The sequence below is a fragment of the Polaromonas sp. genome (assembly GCF_012927455.1).
GTDB lineage: Bacteria > Pseudomonadota > Gammaproteobacteria > Burkholderiales > Burkholderiaceae_C > Polaromonas.
The window spans coordinates 575198-590217 of record NZ_JABBPE010000002.1; the positions used below are offsets into that span (position 1 = coordinate 575198).

Annotated in this window: 14 protein-coding genes and 2 pseudogenes; 7 read left to right on the forward strand and 9 right to left on the reverse strand. The window is 60.8% G+C overall.

Annotated features, from left to right (window positions below):
• Window positions 1-40 precede the first annotated feature (40 nt).
• The 4 genes from HHJ18_RS03260 (at window position 41) to HHJ18_RS03275 (ending at window position 3276) form a co-directional block, all read left to right on the forward strand.
• Window positions 41-1138 (forward strand): response regulator, encoded by a 1098-nt coding sequence (locus HHJ18_RS03260; RefSeq protein ID WP_296911470.1) that lies wholly within the window; start codon window positions 41-43, stop codon window positions 1136-1138.
• Window positions 1139-1277: 139 nt separating this feature from the next.
• Window positions 1278-2240 carry a DnaJ C-terminal domain-containing protein gene (locus HHJ18_RS03265; protein ID WP_296911472.1) on the forward strand — a complete coding sequence of 321 codons (963 nt, stop codon included), beginning with the start codon at window positions 1278-1280 and terminating at the stop codon, window positions 2238-2240.
• Window positions 2237-2569: a chaperone modulator CbpM gene (locus HHJ18_RS03270; protein WP_296911474.1), complete on the forward strand. Its 333-nt coding sequence runs from the start codon at window positions 2237-2239 to the stop codon at window positions 2567-2569. The genes HHJ18_RS03265 and HHJ18_RS03270 overlap by 4 nt, the downstream gene beginning before the upstream one ends.
• A gap of 8 nt (window positions 2570-2577) precedes the next feature.
• A complete protein-coding gene (locus HHJ18_RS03275; protein ID WP_296911476.1) occupies window positions 2578-3276 on the forward strand; it encodes a VIT family protein in 699 nt (232 codons plus the stop codon).
• A 299-nt stretch (window positions 3277-3575) separates the two neighbouring features.
• On the opposite strand, the pseudogene HHJ18_RS03280 reads toward HHJ18_RS03275, so the two are convergent.
• Window positions 3576-4178: pseudogene (locus HHJ18_RS03280) on the reverse strand (transposase); the annotation flags it as partial.
• Window positions 4179-4460: 282 nt separating this feature from the next.
• Between HHJ18_RS03280 and HHJ18_RS03285 the strand changes: the two are divergent.
• The 3 genes from HHJ18_RS03285 to HHJ18_RS03295 all read left to right on the forward strand — a co-directional run bounded on the left by HHJ18_RS03285 (window position 4461) and on the right by HHJ18_RS03295 (window position 6671).
• A complete protein-coding gene (locus HHJ18_RS03285) occupies window positions 4461-5318 on the forward strand; it encodes a carbon-nitrogen hydrolase family protein (RefSeq protein WP_296911478.1) in 858 nt (285 codons plus the stop codon).
• 100 nt (window positions 5319-5418) lie between these two features.
• Window positions 5419-5775, forward strand: coding sequence for a GFA family protein (locus HHJ18_RS03290; protein WP_296911907.1), 357 nt, complete (start codon window positions 5419-5421; stop codon window positions 5773-5775).
• Between the two features lie 383 nt (window positions 5776-6158).
• Entirely contained in the window at window positions 6159-6671 is a 513-nt protein-coding gene (locus HHJ18_RS03295) for a TolC family protein (RefSeq protein WP_296911479.1), read from the forward strand.
• A gap of 314 nt (window positions 6672-6985) precedes the next feature.
• Here the strand turns inward: HHJ18_RS03295 and HHJ18_RS03300 are convergent, their stop codons facing one another.
• The 8 genes and pseudogenes from HHJ18_RS03300 to mobB all read right to left on the reverse strand — a co-directional run.
• Window positions 6986-7630, reverse strand: coding sequence for a glutathione S-transferase family protein (locus tag HHJ18_RS03300; RefSeq protein WP_296911481.1), 645 nt, complete (start codon window positions 7628-7630; stop codon window positions 6986-6988).
• A gap of 87 nt (window positions 7631-7717) precedes the next feature.
• Complete coding sequence (locus HHJ18_RS03305; protein ID WP_296911909.1) at window positions 7718-8197, reverse strand: VOC family protein; 480 nt, start codon at window positions 8195-8197, stop codon at window positions 7718-7720.
• Between the two features lie 173 nt (window positions 8198-8370).
• The gene (locus HHJ18_RS03310; protein ID WP_296911483.1) at window positions 8371-8745 is read right to left on the reverse strand and encodes a YciI family protein; all 375 of its coding nucleotides are present in this window, start codon (window positions 8743-8745) and stop codon (window positions 8371-8373) included.
• Between the two features lie 741 nt (window positions 8746-9486).
• A complete protein-coding gene (gene clpB / locus HHJ18_RS03315; protein WP_296911485.1) occupies window positions 9487-12090 on the reverse strand; it encodes an ATP-dependent chaperone ClpB in 2604 nt (867 codons plus the stop codon).
• Window positions 12091-12253: 163 nt separating this feature from the next.
• Entirely contained in the window at window positions 12254-12802 is a 549-nt protein-coding gene (locus HHJ18_RS03320; protein ID WP_296911487.1) for a molybdenum cofactor biosynthesis protein MoaE, read from the reverse strand.
• Between the two features lies 1 nt (window position 12803).
• Complete coding sequence (locus tag HHJ18_RS03325; protein ID WP_296911489.1) at window positions 12804-13055, reverse strand: MoaD/ThiS family protein; 252 nt, start codon at window positions 13053-13055, stop codon at window positions 12804-12806.
• 33 nt (window positions 13056-13088) lie between these two features.
• Window positions 13089-14363 carry a gephyrin-like molybdotransferase Glp gene (gene glp, locus HHJ18_RS03330; protein ID WP_296911491.1) on the reverse strand — a complete coding sequence of 425 codons (1275 nt, stop codon included), beginning with the start codon at window positions 14361-14363 and terminating at the stop codon, window positions 13089-13091.
• Window positions 14364-14431: 68 nt separating this feature from the next.
• Window positions 14432-14983, reverse strand: a pseudogene (gene mobB / locus HHJ18_RS03335) (molybdopterin-guanine dinucleotide biosynthesis protein B); the annotation flags it as partial.
• Window positions 14984-15020 lie beyond the last annotated feature (37 nt).

Here is a 15020-nt window from a genome sequence, read left to right on the forward strand (position 1 = left end):
TCCACCCAAAAAACCATAACAAGCCTCCAAGGAATACCGCATGCCCGTGATTGTCGTGATGGAAGATGACGCCGACATCAGAACCCTGATGGTGCATTTGCTAACCCACGAAGGCTACGAGGTGCTGGCCGCAGGCAACGGCAGCGAGGGGCTTCAATTGGTCGAGAGCCACCATCCCGACCTCATCATCAGCGATGTCCAGATGCCCGGCATGACGGGCTTCCAGGTGCTCGATTCGGTGCGGCAAAGCCCCGCCCTCGCCGCCACCCCGGTGATCCTGCTGACGGCCCTGCAAGACCGGGTTCATGTGCGTCACGGCATGACGGCCGGCGCTGACGACTACATCACCAAACCGTTCGAGCCCAGCGAACTCACTCTGGCGGTTGACGCCCAGCTCACCCGAAGCGCCGGGCAGAGCGCGCGGCAAGACGAGGCCGTCACCACGGCGGTGAAGGTGGCGCTTGAGAGGTTGTACGAGAAGCGCCTGGTGCAAGAACTGGGCGATGGCTGGCCAGCCGCGGAAGGCAGCGCCAGCGACGAAACATTCGCCCACGCGACGGTACTGTTTGTTGACATGGCCAACTACAGCGCGCTGACTGAGCAGTTGAGCGGTGCCGAGCTTAGCGAGCTGGTTAAAACGTTTTACGGTAGCGCCGGCGATACCGTTCACCTTTTCGGCGCACGCCACATGCAGTTTGTCGGCGAAGGACTGCTGGCAGTTTTCGTCGAGAGCAACGACACGCAGTCGGTCAACCATGGCCTGCGCGCCAGCCGGGCCGCGCTCGGACTGATCGACTCGGCGCAGCGCATGCGCCACTATTTGCAGAGCCGGTTTGCGGACCGCCAGCTGCCGCAGTTCCAGGTTTCAGTGGCCTTGCACAGCGGCCCGGTCGTGCTGGCCCGCATGGAAGACCCCCTCAACGGTGCGCCAACCCAGATCCTGCCGGTAGGCGACGCGGTGAGCGCCACCTTGCTGCTGCAAAAGCAGGCGCAGATGCTCGGCTGGGCCATCGTCGCCAGCAAGACCATGCTTGCCAGCGTCCAGGACATGGTCAAGACCGGGCGGCATGCCGCTGTGTCGCTGCCCGGCCGCTTGCTGCCGGTCGAAGCCGCCGAGCTGCTCAAAATCGGTGTTTGAGCATCGGGTGGGAAGTCCCTGCATATCGCTGCGCGTAACAAGAGCGGACATTGGCGCACATTTCCTACACCCTGCACACGGGCTTTCCGTTACCGTCAAGGCAGAGGTGCAATCACTTCGCATCTCCTGAAGGTTTTTCATGGAATTCAAGGACTACTACACAACCATGGGCTTGACGCGCGACGCGGCGCCCGAGGACATCAAGCGGGCCTACCGCAAGCTGGCGCGCAAATACCACCCCGACGTCAGCAAGGAAAAAAACGCCGAGGCGCGCTTTAAGGAAACCGCGGAAGCGTACGAGGTACTTGGCGACCCGGAAAAGCGGGCGGCTTACGACCGGCTGGGCGCCGACTACCGAGCCGGCCAGGAGTTCCGTCCGCCGCCTGAATGGAACGCCCGCCAGCAAGCCGGCGGCGCGGCTTTTAGCGCAGGTGGGGACGCTGACCACAGCGACTTTTTTGAGTCGCTGTTCAAAGGCATGGGCGGGGCGGCTACGGGGCGCGGCGGCCGCGGCGCGTCGTTCGACATGCATGGCCACGACCAGCATGCGCGCATCCAGATCGACATTGAAGATTCCTACCGCAGCGCCAGCCGCACGCTGCAGCTGCGTGTGCCCGAGGCGGACGACAGCGGACAAGTGCGCTTGCAGGAGCGCACGATTGAGTTTGCGATTCCCAAGGGAATACGCGCCGGCCAGCACATCCGCCTGGCCGGACAGGGCGCGCCCGGCATCGGCCAGGGCAGCCCGGGCGACCTGTACCTTGACGTCGAGTTTTTACCGAACCGGCTGTACCGCGCCGACGGCGCCGATGTCTACATGGACCTGCCGGTTGCGCCCTGGGAAGCCGCACTCGGCGCCGAGGTCGAAGCGCCAACGCCGACGGGCCGGGTCGAGGTCAAAATCCCGGCCGGCTCGGCCGCCGGCCGCAAGCTGCGGCTCAAGGGGCGCGGCCTGCCGGGCAAGACCCCCGGTGATTTTTACTTTGTACTGCAGCTGGCCCTGCCGCCGGGCGACAGCGAATCGGCGAAGAAAGTTTATGCAGACATGGCCGTGGCGTTTAAGGCGTTCAAGCCGCGCGCCCACCTGGAGGACCCCACATGACATCCAACGCCACGCAAGCGCAACTCATAGGCTTCATTCTGGAGGAGCAGACCGAGCTGAGCCTGGACGACATCTGCCGCGCCTGCGCCGTGCCGCCCCACCTGATCATCGAACTGGTGCATGAAGGCGTGCTGGCGCCAGCGGGTGATTCCCTGCGTGCCGCACCCGATCAGTGGCACTTTAGCGGCGTGCACCTGCAGCGCGCCAGGGTCGCGCTGCGCTTGCAGAACGACCTTGGCGTGAACCTGGCGGGCGCTGCACTGGCGCTGGAACTGCTGGATGAACTGGAACAGCTGCGCACGCGCCTGCGCAGGCTTGAAGGGAACTAAAAAACGCCATGCCGCGCAGCACGCACCCCGAACTGCATCGCACCGAACGCATAGGCTGGCTGCGCGCCGCCGTGCTGGGGGCCAACGACGGCATTGTGTCAACGGCCAGTCTGATGGTGGGCGTGGCGGCTGCCAGCGCGGGGTCCGGGGCGTTGCTGCTGACAGGCGTGGCCGGGCTGGTAGCCGGCGCCATGTCGATGGCGGCGGGCGAATATGTGTCGGTCAGTTCACAGTCAGACACCGAGCAGGCCGACCTGGTGCGCGAGCGCGCCGAACTGGTGGCCTCGCCCGAATCCGAACATCGGGAGCTGGCCAGCATTTACGTGACGCGCGGCCTGACGCCCGAACTGGCGACGCAGGTGGCGCAGCAGTTGATGGCGCACGACGCCGTGGGCGCCCATGCGCGCGACGAACTCGGAATTTCGGCGGCCGTGAGCGCGCGGCCGGTGCAGGCGGCACTCACCTCGGCAGCCACCTTCGCCGCCGGCGCCGCCCTGCCCTTGCTGACCGCCGTGCTGGCCCCTGCGGCGCAGCTGGTGCCGCTGCTGGCGGGCACCTCGCTGGTGTTTCTGACGGCGCTGGGCGCACTGGCCGCGCGTGCTGGCGGCGCTCCGGTGCTCAAGGCGGCGCTGCGCGTGGCCTTCTGGGGTGCGCTGGCCATGGGCATTACGGCTGGGGTGGGCAGGTTGTTTGGCGCTGTGGTTTGAATTCCTCCGAGAACTCACCTTACGGTGTTTGCAAAATAGTCGGATTCTTCCTCGTAAATATGGCTGTAGCCCAAAGAGTATGGGCGTGAGTAGCTACTTATTTGATAGCACTTTTTCCTTTTTCGAGTGGACTGGCTGGGGTAGCCCGGCAGCTAGTCACTTTTCTTTTGCTTCGCCACAAGAAAAGTAACCCAAAGTTCACGTGGTGGGGGTTCGCTCACTTCGCAATGCGAAGTTATGCGAACACCAAAAGGCCACCCTGCTGACTACGTCCTTCGCTCCGCTACGGGCTGTGGTGGTCAAGTTAATTCGGACACATCAATAGGTAGTGGAGTTGCGTTGGGTGACAAGTTCCCCAGTTTGGAAGGCAGGCGCTCGCAGTTGTAAAAGCCAACGATGTAGTCAGCCACATCGGTCATTACTTCGCTGTGGTTGGCATAGTCTTTTTGCCAGACTCGCTCCATCTTCAGATTCAGAAAGAATCGCTCCATGACGGCGTTGACGGCGTTGACGTTCCTATGTCAAGCAGAAGACGCCGAGTCTTTCAAATCAGCCAGGATGAGTGGGTACAGCTCACGAACGATGTAGCGCTTGAGGCAACGGTATATCTCCTTCTTTGATAGCCCTTCACCCGTGCGTTTTTCGACGTAATCCCGGGTGCGCGCGTCACTTCGCATACGAACCATTGCAATCGTCCACAAGGCGTTGTTTGCTTGGCGATTTCCGCCGCGATTGAGTCGATGACGTTGGACTTTTCCAGATGATGCCTGCAGAGGACTGGTTCCGCAAAGTGCCGCCAACGCTGCTTCGCTGTGCAACCGGGCGGGGTTATCGCCAGCGGTTATCAGCAAGGTGGAGGCCGCTTGCGGACCGACACCGAATCGAGAGAGCAGCCTGGGAGCGGCTTTCTTGGTCAAGCGAGCCAATTCTGCGCGAATGCAAGTTTCAGCCTGGGTGATCCGGATGTACTGGCGAAGCGGCTGTCAGATGCAGGGTTCAAGGATGTCCGCATCGAGCGTGTCGTTGCCCCGGTCCGCTTGGACTCCGCCCTCGATTGCCTTCAGTTTGAGCACGACGGCAGGTTCGAAGGCCCCAGCGAGATGCTCGTCGCTTCGGCGACTAAATAGCATTCAGGCAATCCTGCCGGAGTCATCACCGGTTGATGTTTCAAAAGGAGAAATACCATGCCCAAAATCGCTGTAATTCAAGAACCTCCGGTCTATCTGAATCTGAGTAAATCGATGGACAGAGCGGCCGACTTGATTGCCAATGCCGCGAGCAAGGGGTGTGAGCTGATTGTGTTTCCCGAAGCCTGGCTTGCGGGTTACCCCAACTTCGTCTGGCGTCTTGCGCCGGGCATCGGAATGGGGAAAACCGATGAGCTCTACGCGCGCTTGCGCGCCAACTCGGTTGACCGTAGCAAAGAGGGGTTTAGACCATTGCAGGAGGCCGCAAAGGAGCATAGAGTTGCCATTTTGCTGGGGTATCAAGAGATGGACGGCTTGGGAAGCAGCAGCACGATCTTCAACAGCTGCGCGATTATTGATGCGGACGGGCGACTGGCCAACAATCATCGCAAGTTGATGCCCATCAATCCAGAGAGGATGTTTTGGGGTTTTGGCGACGGCTCTGGCCTGAACGTCGTTGACACCGCGGTGGGCAGGATCTGCACGCTGATTTGCTGGGAAAACTACATGCCGTTGGCGCGGCATATTGCGTGCGAAGGTAGCTGCTGGGTCATTGGATGTGCAACGTCGCTGGAAGCCTCTGACATCCCGGACGGCGTTCCCCATCTGGATGAGCTGTTCCCGAACAAAGACGAATGGGTGAACCCTGGCGATGCGGTGGTTTACAAGCCATTTGGCGGCATTGTGGCCGGCCCCATGCATAAGGAAAAGGGGCTTCTCATTGCAAAGTTGGACGTCGCCGCTGTTCAGGCGTCACGCCGGAAGTTCGATGAGAGCGGGCATTACGCCAGGCCCGATGTTTTCAAGCTGTACGTGAGTCGCACCGCGATGCGGCCAGTCGATTTCACGAATTAGGGCAATCAACAAAAAGGAAATAGCCATGTCAACGAATACATACACAGGCCAGTGCTTCTGCGGTGCGGTCAAGTTATCCGTTGTGGGGACACCCGAAGGAATGGGTTACTGCCACTGTCAGTCCTGCAGATCGTGGTCAGCATCCCCGGTCAATGGTTTTACCCTCTGGCGCCCTGGCGCCGTCGAGATCACACAGGGTGCCGAACATGTCGGAGAGTTCCATAAAACGGCTCAGAGTCACCGAAAGTTCTGCACCAAATGCGGGGGTCACCTTATGACCGATCACCCTGAAATGGGGCTCATCGACGTTTATTCCGCCATGCTTCCTGACATGGAGTTCAAGCCAGGACTTCATGTTCACTATGCCGAAAAAGTTCTTTCGCTAGCTGATGGCCTGCCAAAGTACGCAGACATGCCCGCAGAACTTGGCGGCTCTGGTAAAGAATTGGCGGATTGAAAATGACCGCTGATTCCGTTTCTAAATCATTCGTGAACGCGAAGGCGAAGCGACGACAGTACAAACGTACAGCTAGCGAAGCCGACAAAGTGTACGGATGATTTAGAAATGGAATGACTAGAACTGAATTGCGTAGCCGGAAAGCTGCCGGTTGCCAGGATCCGCTCCCGTTTGCAATGCGGGTACTCATCAAGCGCCCCAGCAACTCTTGAAGTCGCCAGACCGATCATTTGTCTCGGCCGACGGTGCGCGGGTACATGCCGGACACGGCCATCGGCTGGTCGCCGACTACGAAGCGCGCCACCGCGCGGTGTTATCAGCCACCAGCACGCGCCGATGTGGCAGCCGGGGCCGCACAGCTCGGCCTTGGTGACAAGGCAATCTTGGGCTCGACCCTGGGGGTGGATCAGCGCGCAGACCTCGCACTCGCCGCCATCTGGCACAGCGTAGTAGCCGGCCATGCAGCGCTAATGGCAGGCTTTGATTCAAACTGGGGCAAGTACCTGCCGTCCAGTCTGTATCGCCATGCCGAGCGCCATCGCCCTTTTCATGCATCAAATCGGCCTATAGGCCATAAGGGACGGGCGCAAGCAGCTATCAATAGCATAGCAGATGGAGCGCGACCCGCCACCGCGCGCGTGCATTCATCCAGCGTTGGCCGAAGGCTGGGGGGCGCCGAACGCCTGCTGACCGCAGCCACCAGCGCGCAGGAAGCGGCGCAAATGGTGCGCCTGCGTTTCGACTCGGGGGTGACCGACTTTCTGATCGTGCTGGACGCCGAACGCGAAGTGCTGAACAACCGCGACCAGATGGCGCAGGCGCAGGCGCAGACCGACACGGCGACGGCGCTGGTCAGCGTTTACCGGGCGCTGGACGGTGGCTGGGCTGCGCAGTGACCGGGCGGCTGGGCAACTCCAGAGCGGCCAGCCGGTACGCTGCGCAAGTTGTTCTACGTCCTGCTGGGCAAATATTAAATCCGGCTTTTCTCGGTCCGGTTAAGACTGACTCCAAACTGTCGAATATTGAAACTGCCTGCTCCCGACCGGTGACTCAAGGTTACAGGCTTAGGTCAGCTATGCGGCCGCGATTTCGATGGCCCCGGCCCCGGCCATCGACCATTAGCGGACATATGAGTTCTGCGCAAAGGCGGGTGCCGAACCCACCTTGCCAGCGCCTGGAACCCAGCAGGGCGGGTTCTGCGGCGCATGTATCAAGCTGCATCTGCCGCATCAAAGTGGGCCATCTGGTCTGCGTATGCCTTCACGAAGGACGGGCGAGCCGTGGCGCGCGCGACATAGGCATGACAGGCGGGAAATCCCGTCAGCCCATCGAACCGATCAACAAGGCGCAGCACATCCGCCATGAGTATGTCGGCAACGGAGAACGCCCCGGTTAGCCATTCGCGACGTGATAACACGGCTTCCATATGCTGGAGCCGGGCCTTGAGGAACTGGTCAAAGAGCTTTCTTCCCGGTGTCTCGATGGTATCGCCGGTAAACTTGAATAAGGAAAAGGGAAGGCTAGCCATTTCGACTGAGTTGAGCGCTGCGAACAGCCATTGAATAACCTCGCTGCGACCACGCGGATCGACAGGCATCAGCGCGTCACTGCGCTCGGCTAGATGAAGCAGGATCGCGCCGCTCTCGAAGATCGAGATGTCTCCGTCGGTCAACCAGGGCACTTGGCCGAAGGGCTGGTACGAGAAATGCCCGGCATCTCGATTGCGAAATGGCACGCTCTCAACGCGATAAGGCAACCCGGCTTCTTCCAGTCCCCAACGCACCCGTATGTCACGCACGTAGCCGCGCGGCATTTCGGGAACCCAATCGAAAGTGGTGAGAATCAGATCGGTCATTCGGCGCTCCTTAGGAAAATTGATAACTTATCGACGAAGCTTCTCCAGGCTTCCTCGTCACTTTCGCGCGCCTCTTGGTTACATGTGTCAGCCCTGCCGCGCCGCCTCTATCGCGGCAATATCGATTTTTCTCATCGTCATCATTGCTTCGAACGCGCGCTTGGCCACCGCGCGATCGGGGTCAGTCACCGCCGCGATGAGGGCGCGTGGAGTGATCTGCCACGACAGGCCCCATCGATCCTTGCACCAGCCGCACTCGCTTTCCTGCCCGCCATTTTTGACGATCGCGTTCCACAAGCGGTCGGTTTCGGCCTGGTCGCCGGTCGCGATCTGAAACGAGAACGCCTCGCTGTGCTTGAACTGCGGGCCGCCGTTCAACCCGAGGCAGGGGATGCCTGCCACGGTGAACTCAACGGTGAGGACATCGCCTTGCTTGCCGGCGGGATAGTCGCCCGGCGCGCGGTGGATGGCACCCACCGCGCTGTCGGGGAAAGTTTCGGCATAGAAGTTTGCGGCGTCGACGGCAGTGCCGTCGAACCAGAGACAGATCGTATTTTTGCTGGTCACTTCTTTGCTCCTGAAAAGTTGAGAACCTAAAGGCGGGAAGGCGTAAAACAGGGAATCAACCAGTTTCATGCATCAACTAGACTTACAGCCCAATAGACACGAGCGCGAGCAGCTATTAAATGCATAGCAAGTACAGCGCGCTTATCTTCACGCTCACATCAGCAAGCCCGCAACTAGGGTGTGAACTCGGCGCCGAAATCGTCGGCCTCGGACGCGCGGCGAATTTCCATCTCAGAGTCGCCTTCCATCGGGTCGGGGCAGCGCCCTGACCCATTCGACGCCTCTTCCATGGACTGGATTTGCCACAGCCAGAATTTGGCGACGAGTTCCTTGGTCTGCGTGAACGGCCCGTCGATCACGGTCTGCTGCTTGCCTGAGAAGTGCACCCGTTTGCCCTTCGCGCTCGGGTGCAGTCCTTCCCTCGCAAGCATCACGCCGGCCTTGACGAGTTCTTCATTGAAGTTGCCCATTGCTGCAAGCAGCTCCGTGCTGGGCATTTCGCCGGCTTCTGTCTGGCTCGTCGCTTTCACGATGACCATCGCACGCATGGTCTTTCTCCTTGAATCGCTTGTGGGAGCCGCACCGGCTCCGAAGTCATTCGGGATCAACGGGCGGCCCTGACACTACGACGAATTGAAATGCCTGAAATCGACACGCCCTTCGAAAGATTTTGCGCGCAAACACCAAGGCGCTCATGAACACGACGACCCTTTCGCAGCTATTGCGCCCTTATCCCATTGTGTTCTGTGGGATCAGCTCGCGAACCTTGCACTCGCCGCCGTTGGGCACGGCCTAGTGGTCGGCCATGAAGCGCTGACTGCCGGCCTCAATTCAACCTGGAGCAAGTCCCTGCCGTCCATTCTGTACCGCCATGCCGAGCGCTACCGCCTTTTCATGCATAAAACAGGCCTCTAGCCCACAAGGGATGGGCGCAATCAGCTATCAATAGAATAGCAAAATCCGCGCACCAAGCCAACGAGTGCGCGCTCCTGTCAGGGGTTTGGGGCGGGACTCACGCCACATCTTCGTTGCCCGGGCAGTTCGAGCCGCCAGGGTATCCATTGAGCGCAAAACCGATCAGGCGAAAAAGCGACGCGTGTGCAACAGCTGATTTGCCCGCCGCCTGTCAGGTGACCCGATCGCAACCCCTACGGAGCGCGGCGCTGAACTGGTTTGAGCAGTTGCCAATGCACCGCCGCATTCCTGACCTTACGGCATAAAATTATGCCTCTAGCCCAATAAAATCGGGCGCAAGCAGCTATTAATTTCATAGCATCCTGCGAGGCGACTCAAGCCGCCACGGGCGCACCAAAGCTGAACACCCCGGGCGCGCGAATCGGGTCCACTTCCACCGGGATGACGCTCTTGGGCAAAAACCGGCCTTCCAGCAGCAGTTTGGACAGCGGGTTTTCGATGCGCTGCTGAATTGCCCGCTTGAGCGGCCGGGCGCCATACACCGGGTCAAAACCCACCTTGGCCAGCTCGGCAATCGCGGCTTCGGACACTTGCAGCGTGAGCTCCATTTTCTGCAAACGTTCTTCCAGCACCTTGAGCTGGATTCGCGCGATCGATTCGATGTTTTTCGCGTCGAGCGCATGGAACACCACGGTCTCATCAATGCGGTTCAAAAATTCCGGACGGAAATAATTTTTCAGCTCGTCCGTCACGGCGTCCTTGATCTCTTCGGTCGGCCGCCCCACCATCATCTGAATAATCGGCGAGCCGATGTTGCTGGTCATGACGATCACGGTGTTCTTGAAGTCCACCGTGCGGCCCTGGCCATCGGTCAGGCGGCCATCGTCGAGCACCTGCAGCAGCACGTTGAAAACGTCCGGGTGGGCTTTCTCGATCTCGTCGAGCAGCAACACGCTGTAAGGCTTGCGGCGTACCGCTTCGGTCAGGTGGCCGCCCTCTTCGTAGCCGACATAACCGGGCGGCGCGCCTATCAGGCGGGCCACCGAATGCTTTTCCATGAACTCGCTCATGTCGACGCGGATCAGGTGGTCTTCGCTGTCGAACAGAAATCCGGCCAGCGCCTTGCACAGCTCGGTCTTGCCGACGCCCGTGGGGCCCAGAAACAAAAAGGAGCCGGTCGGCCGGTTTGGATCGCTCAGGCCGGAGCGCGAGCGGCGAATCGCGTTGGCGACCGCGCCTATGGCTTCGTCCTGCCCCACCACGCGCTCGTGCAGCTTGCCTTCCATCAGCAACAGCTTGTCGCGCTCGCCTTGCATCAGCTTGCTGACCGGAATGCCGGTGGAGCGTGCCACGACTTCGGCGATTTCTTCGGCGCCTACCTGCGTGCGCAGCAGCTTGGGGGCGCTGCCAATGATCTTTTCGGACTCCACCGCCTGCGCCGCCTTCAAGCGTTTTTCCAGCTCGGGCAGCTTGCCGTATTGCAGTTCGGCGACCTTGTTGAAGTCGCCCTTGCGGGTGAACTCTTCAATCTGGAAGCGAATGCGGTCAATTTCTTCCATGACGTCTTTGGAGCCGAGGGCCTGGGCCTTTTCGGCCTGCCAGATTTCGTCCAGGTCTGAAATTTCCTTTTGCAGCTTGACGATTTCTTCCTCGATCAGGCCAAAGCGCTTTTGCGAAGACTCGTCTTTTTCGCGGCGCACGGCTTCGCGCTCAATTTGCAGTTGAATCAGCCGGCGGTCCAGCCGGTCCATCACCTCGGGTTTTGAATCGCGCTCAATGCTGACCTTGCTGGCCGCTTCGTCAATCAGGTCAATCGCCTTATCGGGCAAAAAGCGGTCGGTGATGTAGCGGTGCGACAGTTCGGCCGCGGCCACGATGGCCGGGTCGGTGATCTGCACGCCGTGATGCAGCTCGTATTTTTCTTTCAGCCCGCGCAGGATGGCAATCGTCGCTTCAACCGATGGCTCGCCGACCAGGATTTTCTGGAAGCGGCGCTCAAGAGCGGCGTCTTTTTCAATGTATTTGCGGTACTCGGCCAAGGTGGTGGCGCCCACGCAGTGCAGCTCGCCACGCGCCAGCGCGGGTTTGAGCATATTGCCGGCGTCCATCGCCCCTTCGGCCTTGCCGGCGCCCACCATGGTGTGCAGCTCGTCGATAAAAACGATGGTCTGGCCTTCCTCTTGCGCCAATTCCTTGAGTACGGTTTTCAGGCGCTCTTCAAATTCGCCCCGGAACTTGGCGCCGGCCACCAGGGCCGCCATGTCGAGCGACAACACGCGTTTGCCTTTCAGCGAATCGGGCACCTCGCCGGCCACGATGCGCTGGGCCAGGCCTTCGACGATGGCGGTCTTGCCGACGCCAGGCTCGCCTATCAGCACTGGGTTGTTCTTAGTGCGGCGCTGCAGCACCTGGATGGCGCGGCGGATTTCATCGTCGCGCCCAATCACCGGGTCGAGCTTGCCGAGGCGGGCGCGCTCGGTCAGGTCCATGCAGTATTTCTTGAGCGCTTCGCGCTGGCCTTCAGCGTCGGCGCTATTCACATTCTGACCGCCGCGCACGGCATCAATCGCGGCTTCCAGCGCCTTGCGGGTCAGGCCATTTTCTTTGGCGATGCGGCCCGCGTCGCTCTTGCTGTCGGTCAGGGCCAGCAAAAACAGCTCGCCGGCAATGAACTGGTCATTGCGCTTGATGGACTCCTTTTCAGTCGCCTGCAGCAGCTTGGCCAGGTCGGGCCCGACCTGAATCTGGTCCTGTCCCTGCACTTGCGGCAGCTTCTTGACGGCGACGTCGGCTGCCTGCATCAAGCCCTTGATGTTGACGCCGGCGCGCTCCAGCAGCGCGCGCGGCCCGTCGTCCTGGCGCAGCATTGCGGCCAGCAGGTGGACGGGCTCGATGTAGCCATTGTCATTGCCGAGCGCCAGCGATTGCGCGTCGCCCAAGGCTTCCTGAAATTTGGTGGTCAGTTTGTCTTGCCGCATGAAGTCACTCCGGGTGGAAATCAAAAAAGGTTTGTCCTTTTCGATCTTGGGGCTTTTCTTCGGCTTTGCAAGGCGCGCCGGGCGGCCGAGCCAACTTGAATCGACCCGATTTGATGAAAATCAAACTCCGGGCGCGCGGCGCTGGCCCAGCTCGAGCCTTGGCTCAGATGTTGCAGGCGCTGATGCCCCATTTGGCCAGCGCCGCGTCGTCGCTAGCGCGGGCATCGACCCAGCGCGCGCCTTCGGGCGTTTGCTCTTTTTTCCAAAACGGCGCCTGGGTTTTCAGGTAGTCCATCAAAAATTCGCAGGCCTGAAAGCTCTGGCCCCGGTGCGCCGACGTCACCGCCACCATGACCACCTGATCAAGCGGCTGCAGCAGCCCGACCCGGTGAATGACGCGGGCGCCAAAAATGTCAAAGCGCGCCATCGCCTCGTCAATCATGGCCTCAATGGCCTTTTCGGTCATGCCGGGGTAGTGCTCGAGTTCCATCGAGAGAACCGTCTCTTTCGCCGCCGGCCCGCCCTCGGGCGAAAGCGCCCCCTCAAGGGGCAGCGCAGTACACGAAGTGACTAGCGCGGGGGCCACACTCCTGTCACGGACGGTGCCGATGAAACTGCAGACCGCCCCCACGCGCTTGTCATTTTTGCGCAGCACTTCAATCTCGGCAGCCAGATCAAAATCTTCGGTCTGAATCACGGCGCGGGCGCTCATCTCAGCCTCCTGTGACCGGCGGGAAAAACGCCACTTCGCAGTCATCAGTCAACGCGGCTGACTCGTCGCTCATGACCTGGTTGAGCGCCATGCGGACGGATTTGCCGCGCGCCAGGCCGGCGGCATGCGCAGGGCTGGCCGCCAGCAGTTCATCACGCAGGGCAGACAGGCTGGTGGCCGAGGTTTCGCGCAACTCGCAGCCCTGGCCTATGGCTTCGCGGATGGAGGCAAAATATTTGACGGTGATTTTCATGGGAACTCATGGGAATTGTTAGGCCAAAACTTTTTAGGCCAGAAATTCTGAAAACGCAATAAACCGCACCAGGTCGCCGTGCGCAATCGCCTGGTCAGGCGGGTTGTCGACCAGCCCGTCTCCCCAGACCGCAGACGTGAGTACGCCTGAGCTCTGGTTGTCGAACAGCGCCAGCCCGCCCGTGGCATCGTGCTTGACGCGCAAGAATTCGCGGCGCTTATCGGCTCTGGCCCAATCAAAATGGGCGGTCAGTGCTATTGATTTAATAGCAAGCCGGGTGCCGCCCTGGAGCTTGAGGAGGAAGGGCCTGACCAGCAGCAGGAAGGTGACAAAGCTGGAAACCGGGTTGCCTGGCAGGCCGATGAAGTGGCTGGCGCCGATTTTTCCATACGCAAACGGCTTGCCCGGCTTCATGGCGATCTGCCAGAGCTTGAGATCGCCCAGCGCCTGCACGGCTGGCTTGATGTGGTCTTCTTCACCGACCGAGACGCCCCCGCTGGTCAGAATCAGGTCGTGCTGCTGGCTGGCGCGCTCCAGTGCGGCCACGGTCGCATCCAGCCGGTCGGGCACGATGCCCAAATCGGTGACTGTGCAGCCCAGCCGTAGCAGCAGCGCCCGCAAAAAGAATCGGTTGGAGTTGTAGATGGCGCCGGGCTTCATGTCAGCAGGTGCCACGTCGCCGGGCATGACCAGTTCGTCGCCGGTAGAAAACAGCGCCACCCGCACGCGCGCAGCCACCTGGAGCTGGTCAAAGCCGATGCTGGCCGCCAGGCCTAGCGCCGCGGGCGTGAGGCGCTCACCGCGGCGCAGCACCGCAGAGCCGCTGGCGACATCTTCACCGCGGCGGCGAATCCACTGGCCAGGTTTGGGGTGCAGCCGGATGCGAACGCCCGGGGATTCTGCAGCGCCGGCGTCCAGCGTTTCACAGTCTTCCTGCATCACCACGGCATCGGCGCCGGGCGGGATGGGCGCGCCGGTGAAGATACGCGCCGCCGAAGCCGGCGCCAGCGGGTGGCCACTGCTGCCGGCGGGAATGCGCTGGTTGACCTGCAAAACGGTGGTGAAATTTTCCCAGTCGGCGCAGCGTACGGCGTAGCCATCCATGGCGCTGTTGTCGTGCGCTGGCACGTCCAGGCTGGACAGCAGGTCTTGCGCCAGCACGCGGCCGTCGGCATCAAAAGTGGAGACGGTTTCAATACCCGGCAGGGGTGCCGCTTGGGCCAGCAGCTCGGCCAGCGCCTCTTCCAGAGGTTTGAGAGACTTGCGGGGCGCACGTTCGGGTGCTGCTGGCATGTCAAATTTAGTCATGGCGGGTGTCGGTATCTGGCGGGCGCAGACTGGAGTGAACCGGACTTGTCTAGCCCGGTGGCTCGGTATTAGCCAAAGCGTTCTTCAAACGAGTATTCAAATCTATCCTGATTGTTGAGCAGGTACTCGGCCACGGCGTCTGGATTGTTCAAATCCAGCACCGGACGCAAGGTTGCTGCGGGCAGGCGCTCGGGCGCATCGGTGGCAATGGCGACGATGAAGTCATCGTCCATGTAGCGGGCCGGCTTGCCGGCATAGTCGGCCGAAGGCGCGCGCCAGACTTCAATCTTTAGCAGGTCGCTGTCCTTGAAGCCCTCGACCAGAACCCAGTCCACGCCCTCGTAAAGCTCGGCAATCAGCTGGTGAACCGTCAGCTGTGAAGGCTTTTCAAACTCGCGCATCAGCGCCAGCCGATGCGGCGAGGCCACCACCACCTCAAAAGCGCCCGCCTCGCGGTGACGAAAGGTATCCTTACCCGGGTGGTCCACGTCAAAGCTGAGGTGTGCGTGCTTGACAACCGACACCCGCAGGCCACGTAGCTTGAGCGCAGGAATCAGCTTTTCGACCAGCGTTGTTTTGCCGGAGCCCGAGTACCCGGCAAATCCGACAACTTTCATGCGGTGACTTTCAGGCGTTGTGTTTTACTATCAATTACAT

What these genes read in the sequence shown, in the direction of transcription:
- HHJ18_RS03300 (WP_296911481.1), bottom strand. Translation starts at nt 7,630, where the DNA reads ATGACCGATCTGATTCTCACCACTTTCGATTGGGTTCCCGAAATGCCG.
- clpB (WP_296911485.1), bottom strand. Translation starts at nt 12,090, where the DNA reads ATGCGGCAAGACAAACTGACCACCAAATTTCAGGAAGCCTTGGGCGAC.
- glp (WP_296911491.1), bottom strand. Translation starts at nt 14,363, where the DNA reads ATGACTAAATTTGACATGCCAGCAGCACCCGAACGTGCGCCCCGCAAG.
- HHJ18_RS03260 (WP_296911470.1), top strand. Translation starts at nt 41, where the DNA reads ATGCCCGTGATTGTCGTGATGGAAGATGACGCCGACATCAGAACCCTG.
- HHJ18_RS03285 (WP_296911478.1), top strand. Translation starts at nt 4,461, where the DNA reads ATGCCCAAAATCGCTGTAATTCAAGAACCTCCGGTCTATCTGAATCTG.
- HHJ18_RS03310 (WP_296911483.1), bottom strand. Translation starts at nt 8,745, where the DNA reads ATGCGTGCGATGGTCATCGTGAAAGCGACGAGCCAGACAGAAGCCGGC.
- HHJ18_RS03290 (WP_296911907.1), top strand. Translation starts at nt 5,419, where the DNA reads ATGGGTTACTGCCACTGTCAGTCCTGCAGATCGTGGTCAGCATCCCCG.
- HHJ18_RS03320 (WP_296911487.1), bottom strand. Translation starts at nt 12,802, where the DNA reads ATGAGCGCCCGCGCCGTGATTCAGACCGAAGATTTTGATCTGGCTGCC.
- HHJ18_RS03275 (WP_296911476.1), top strand. Translation starts at nt 2,578, where the DNA reads ATGCCGCGCAGCACGCACCCCGAACTGCATCGCACCGAACGCATAGGC.
- HHJ18_RS03325 (WP_296911489.1), bottom strand. Translation starts at nt 13,055, where the DNA reads ATGAAAATCACCGTCAAATATTTTGCCTCCATCCGCGAAGCCATAGGC.
- HHJ18_RS03265 (WP_296911472.1), top strand. Translation starts at nt 1,278, where the DNA reads ATGGAATTCAAGGACTACTACACAACCATGGGCTTGACGCGCGACGCG.
- HHJ18_RS03270 (WP_296911474.1), top strand. Translation starts at nt 2,237, where the DNA reads ATGACATCCAACGCCACGCAAGCGCAACTCATAGGCTTCATTCTGGAG.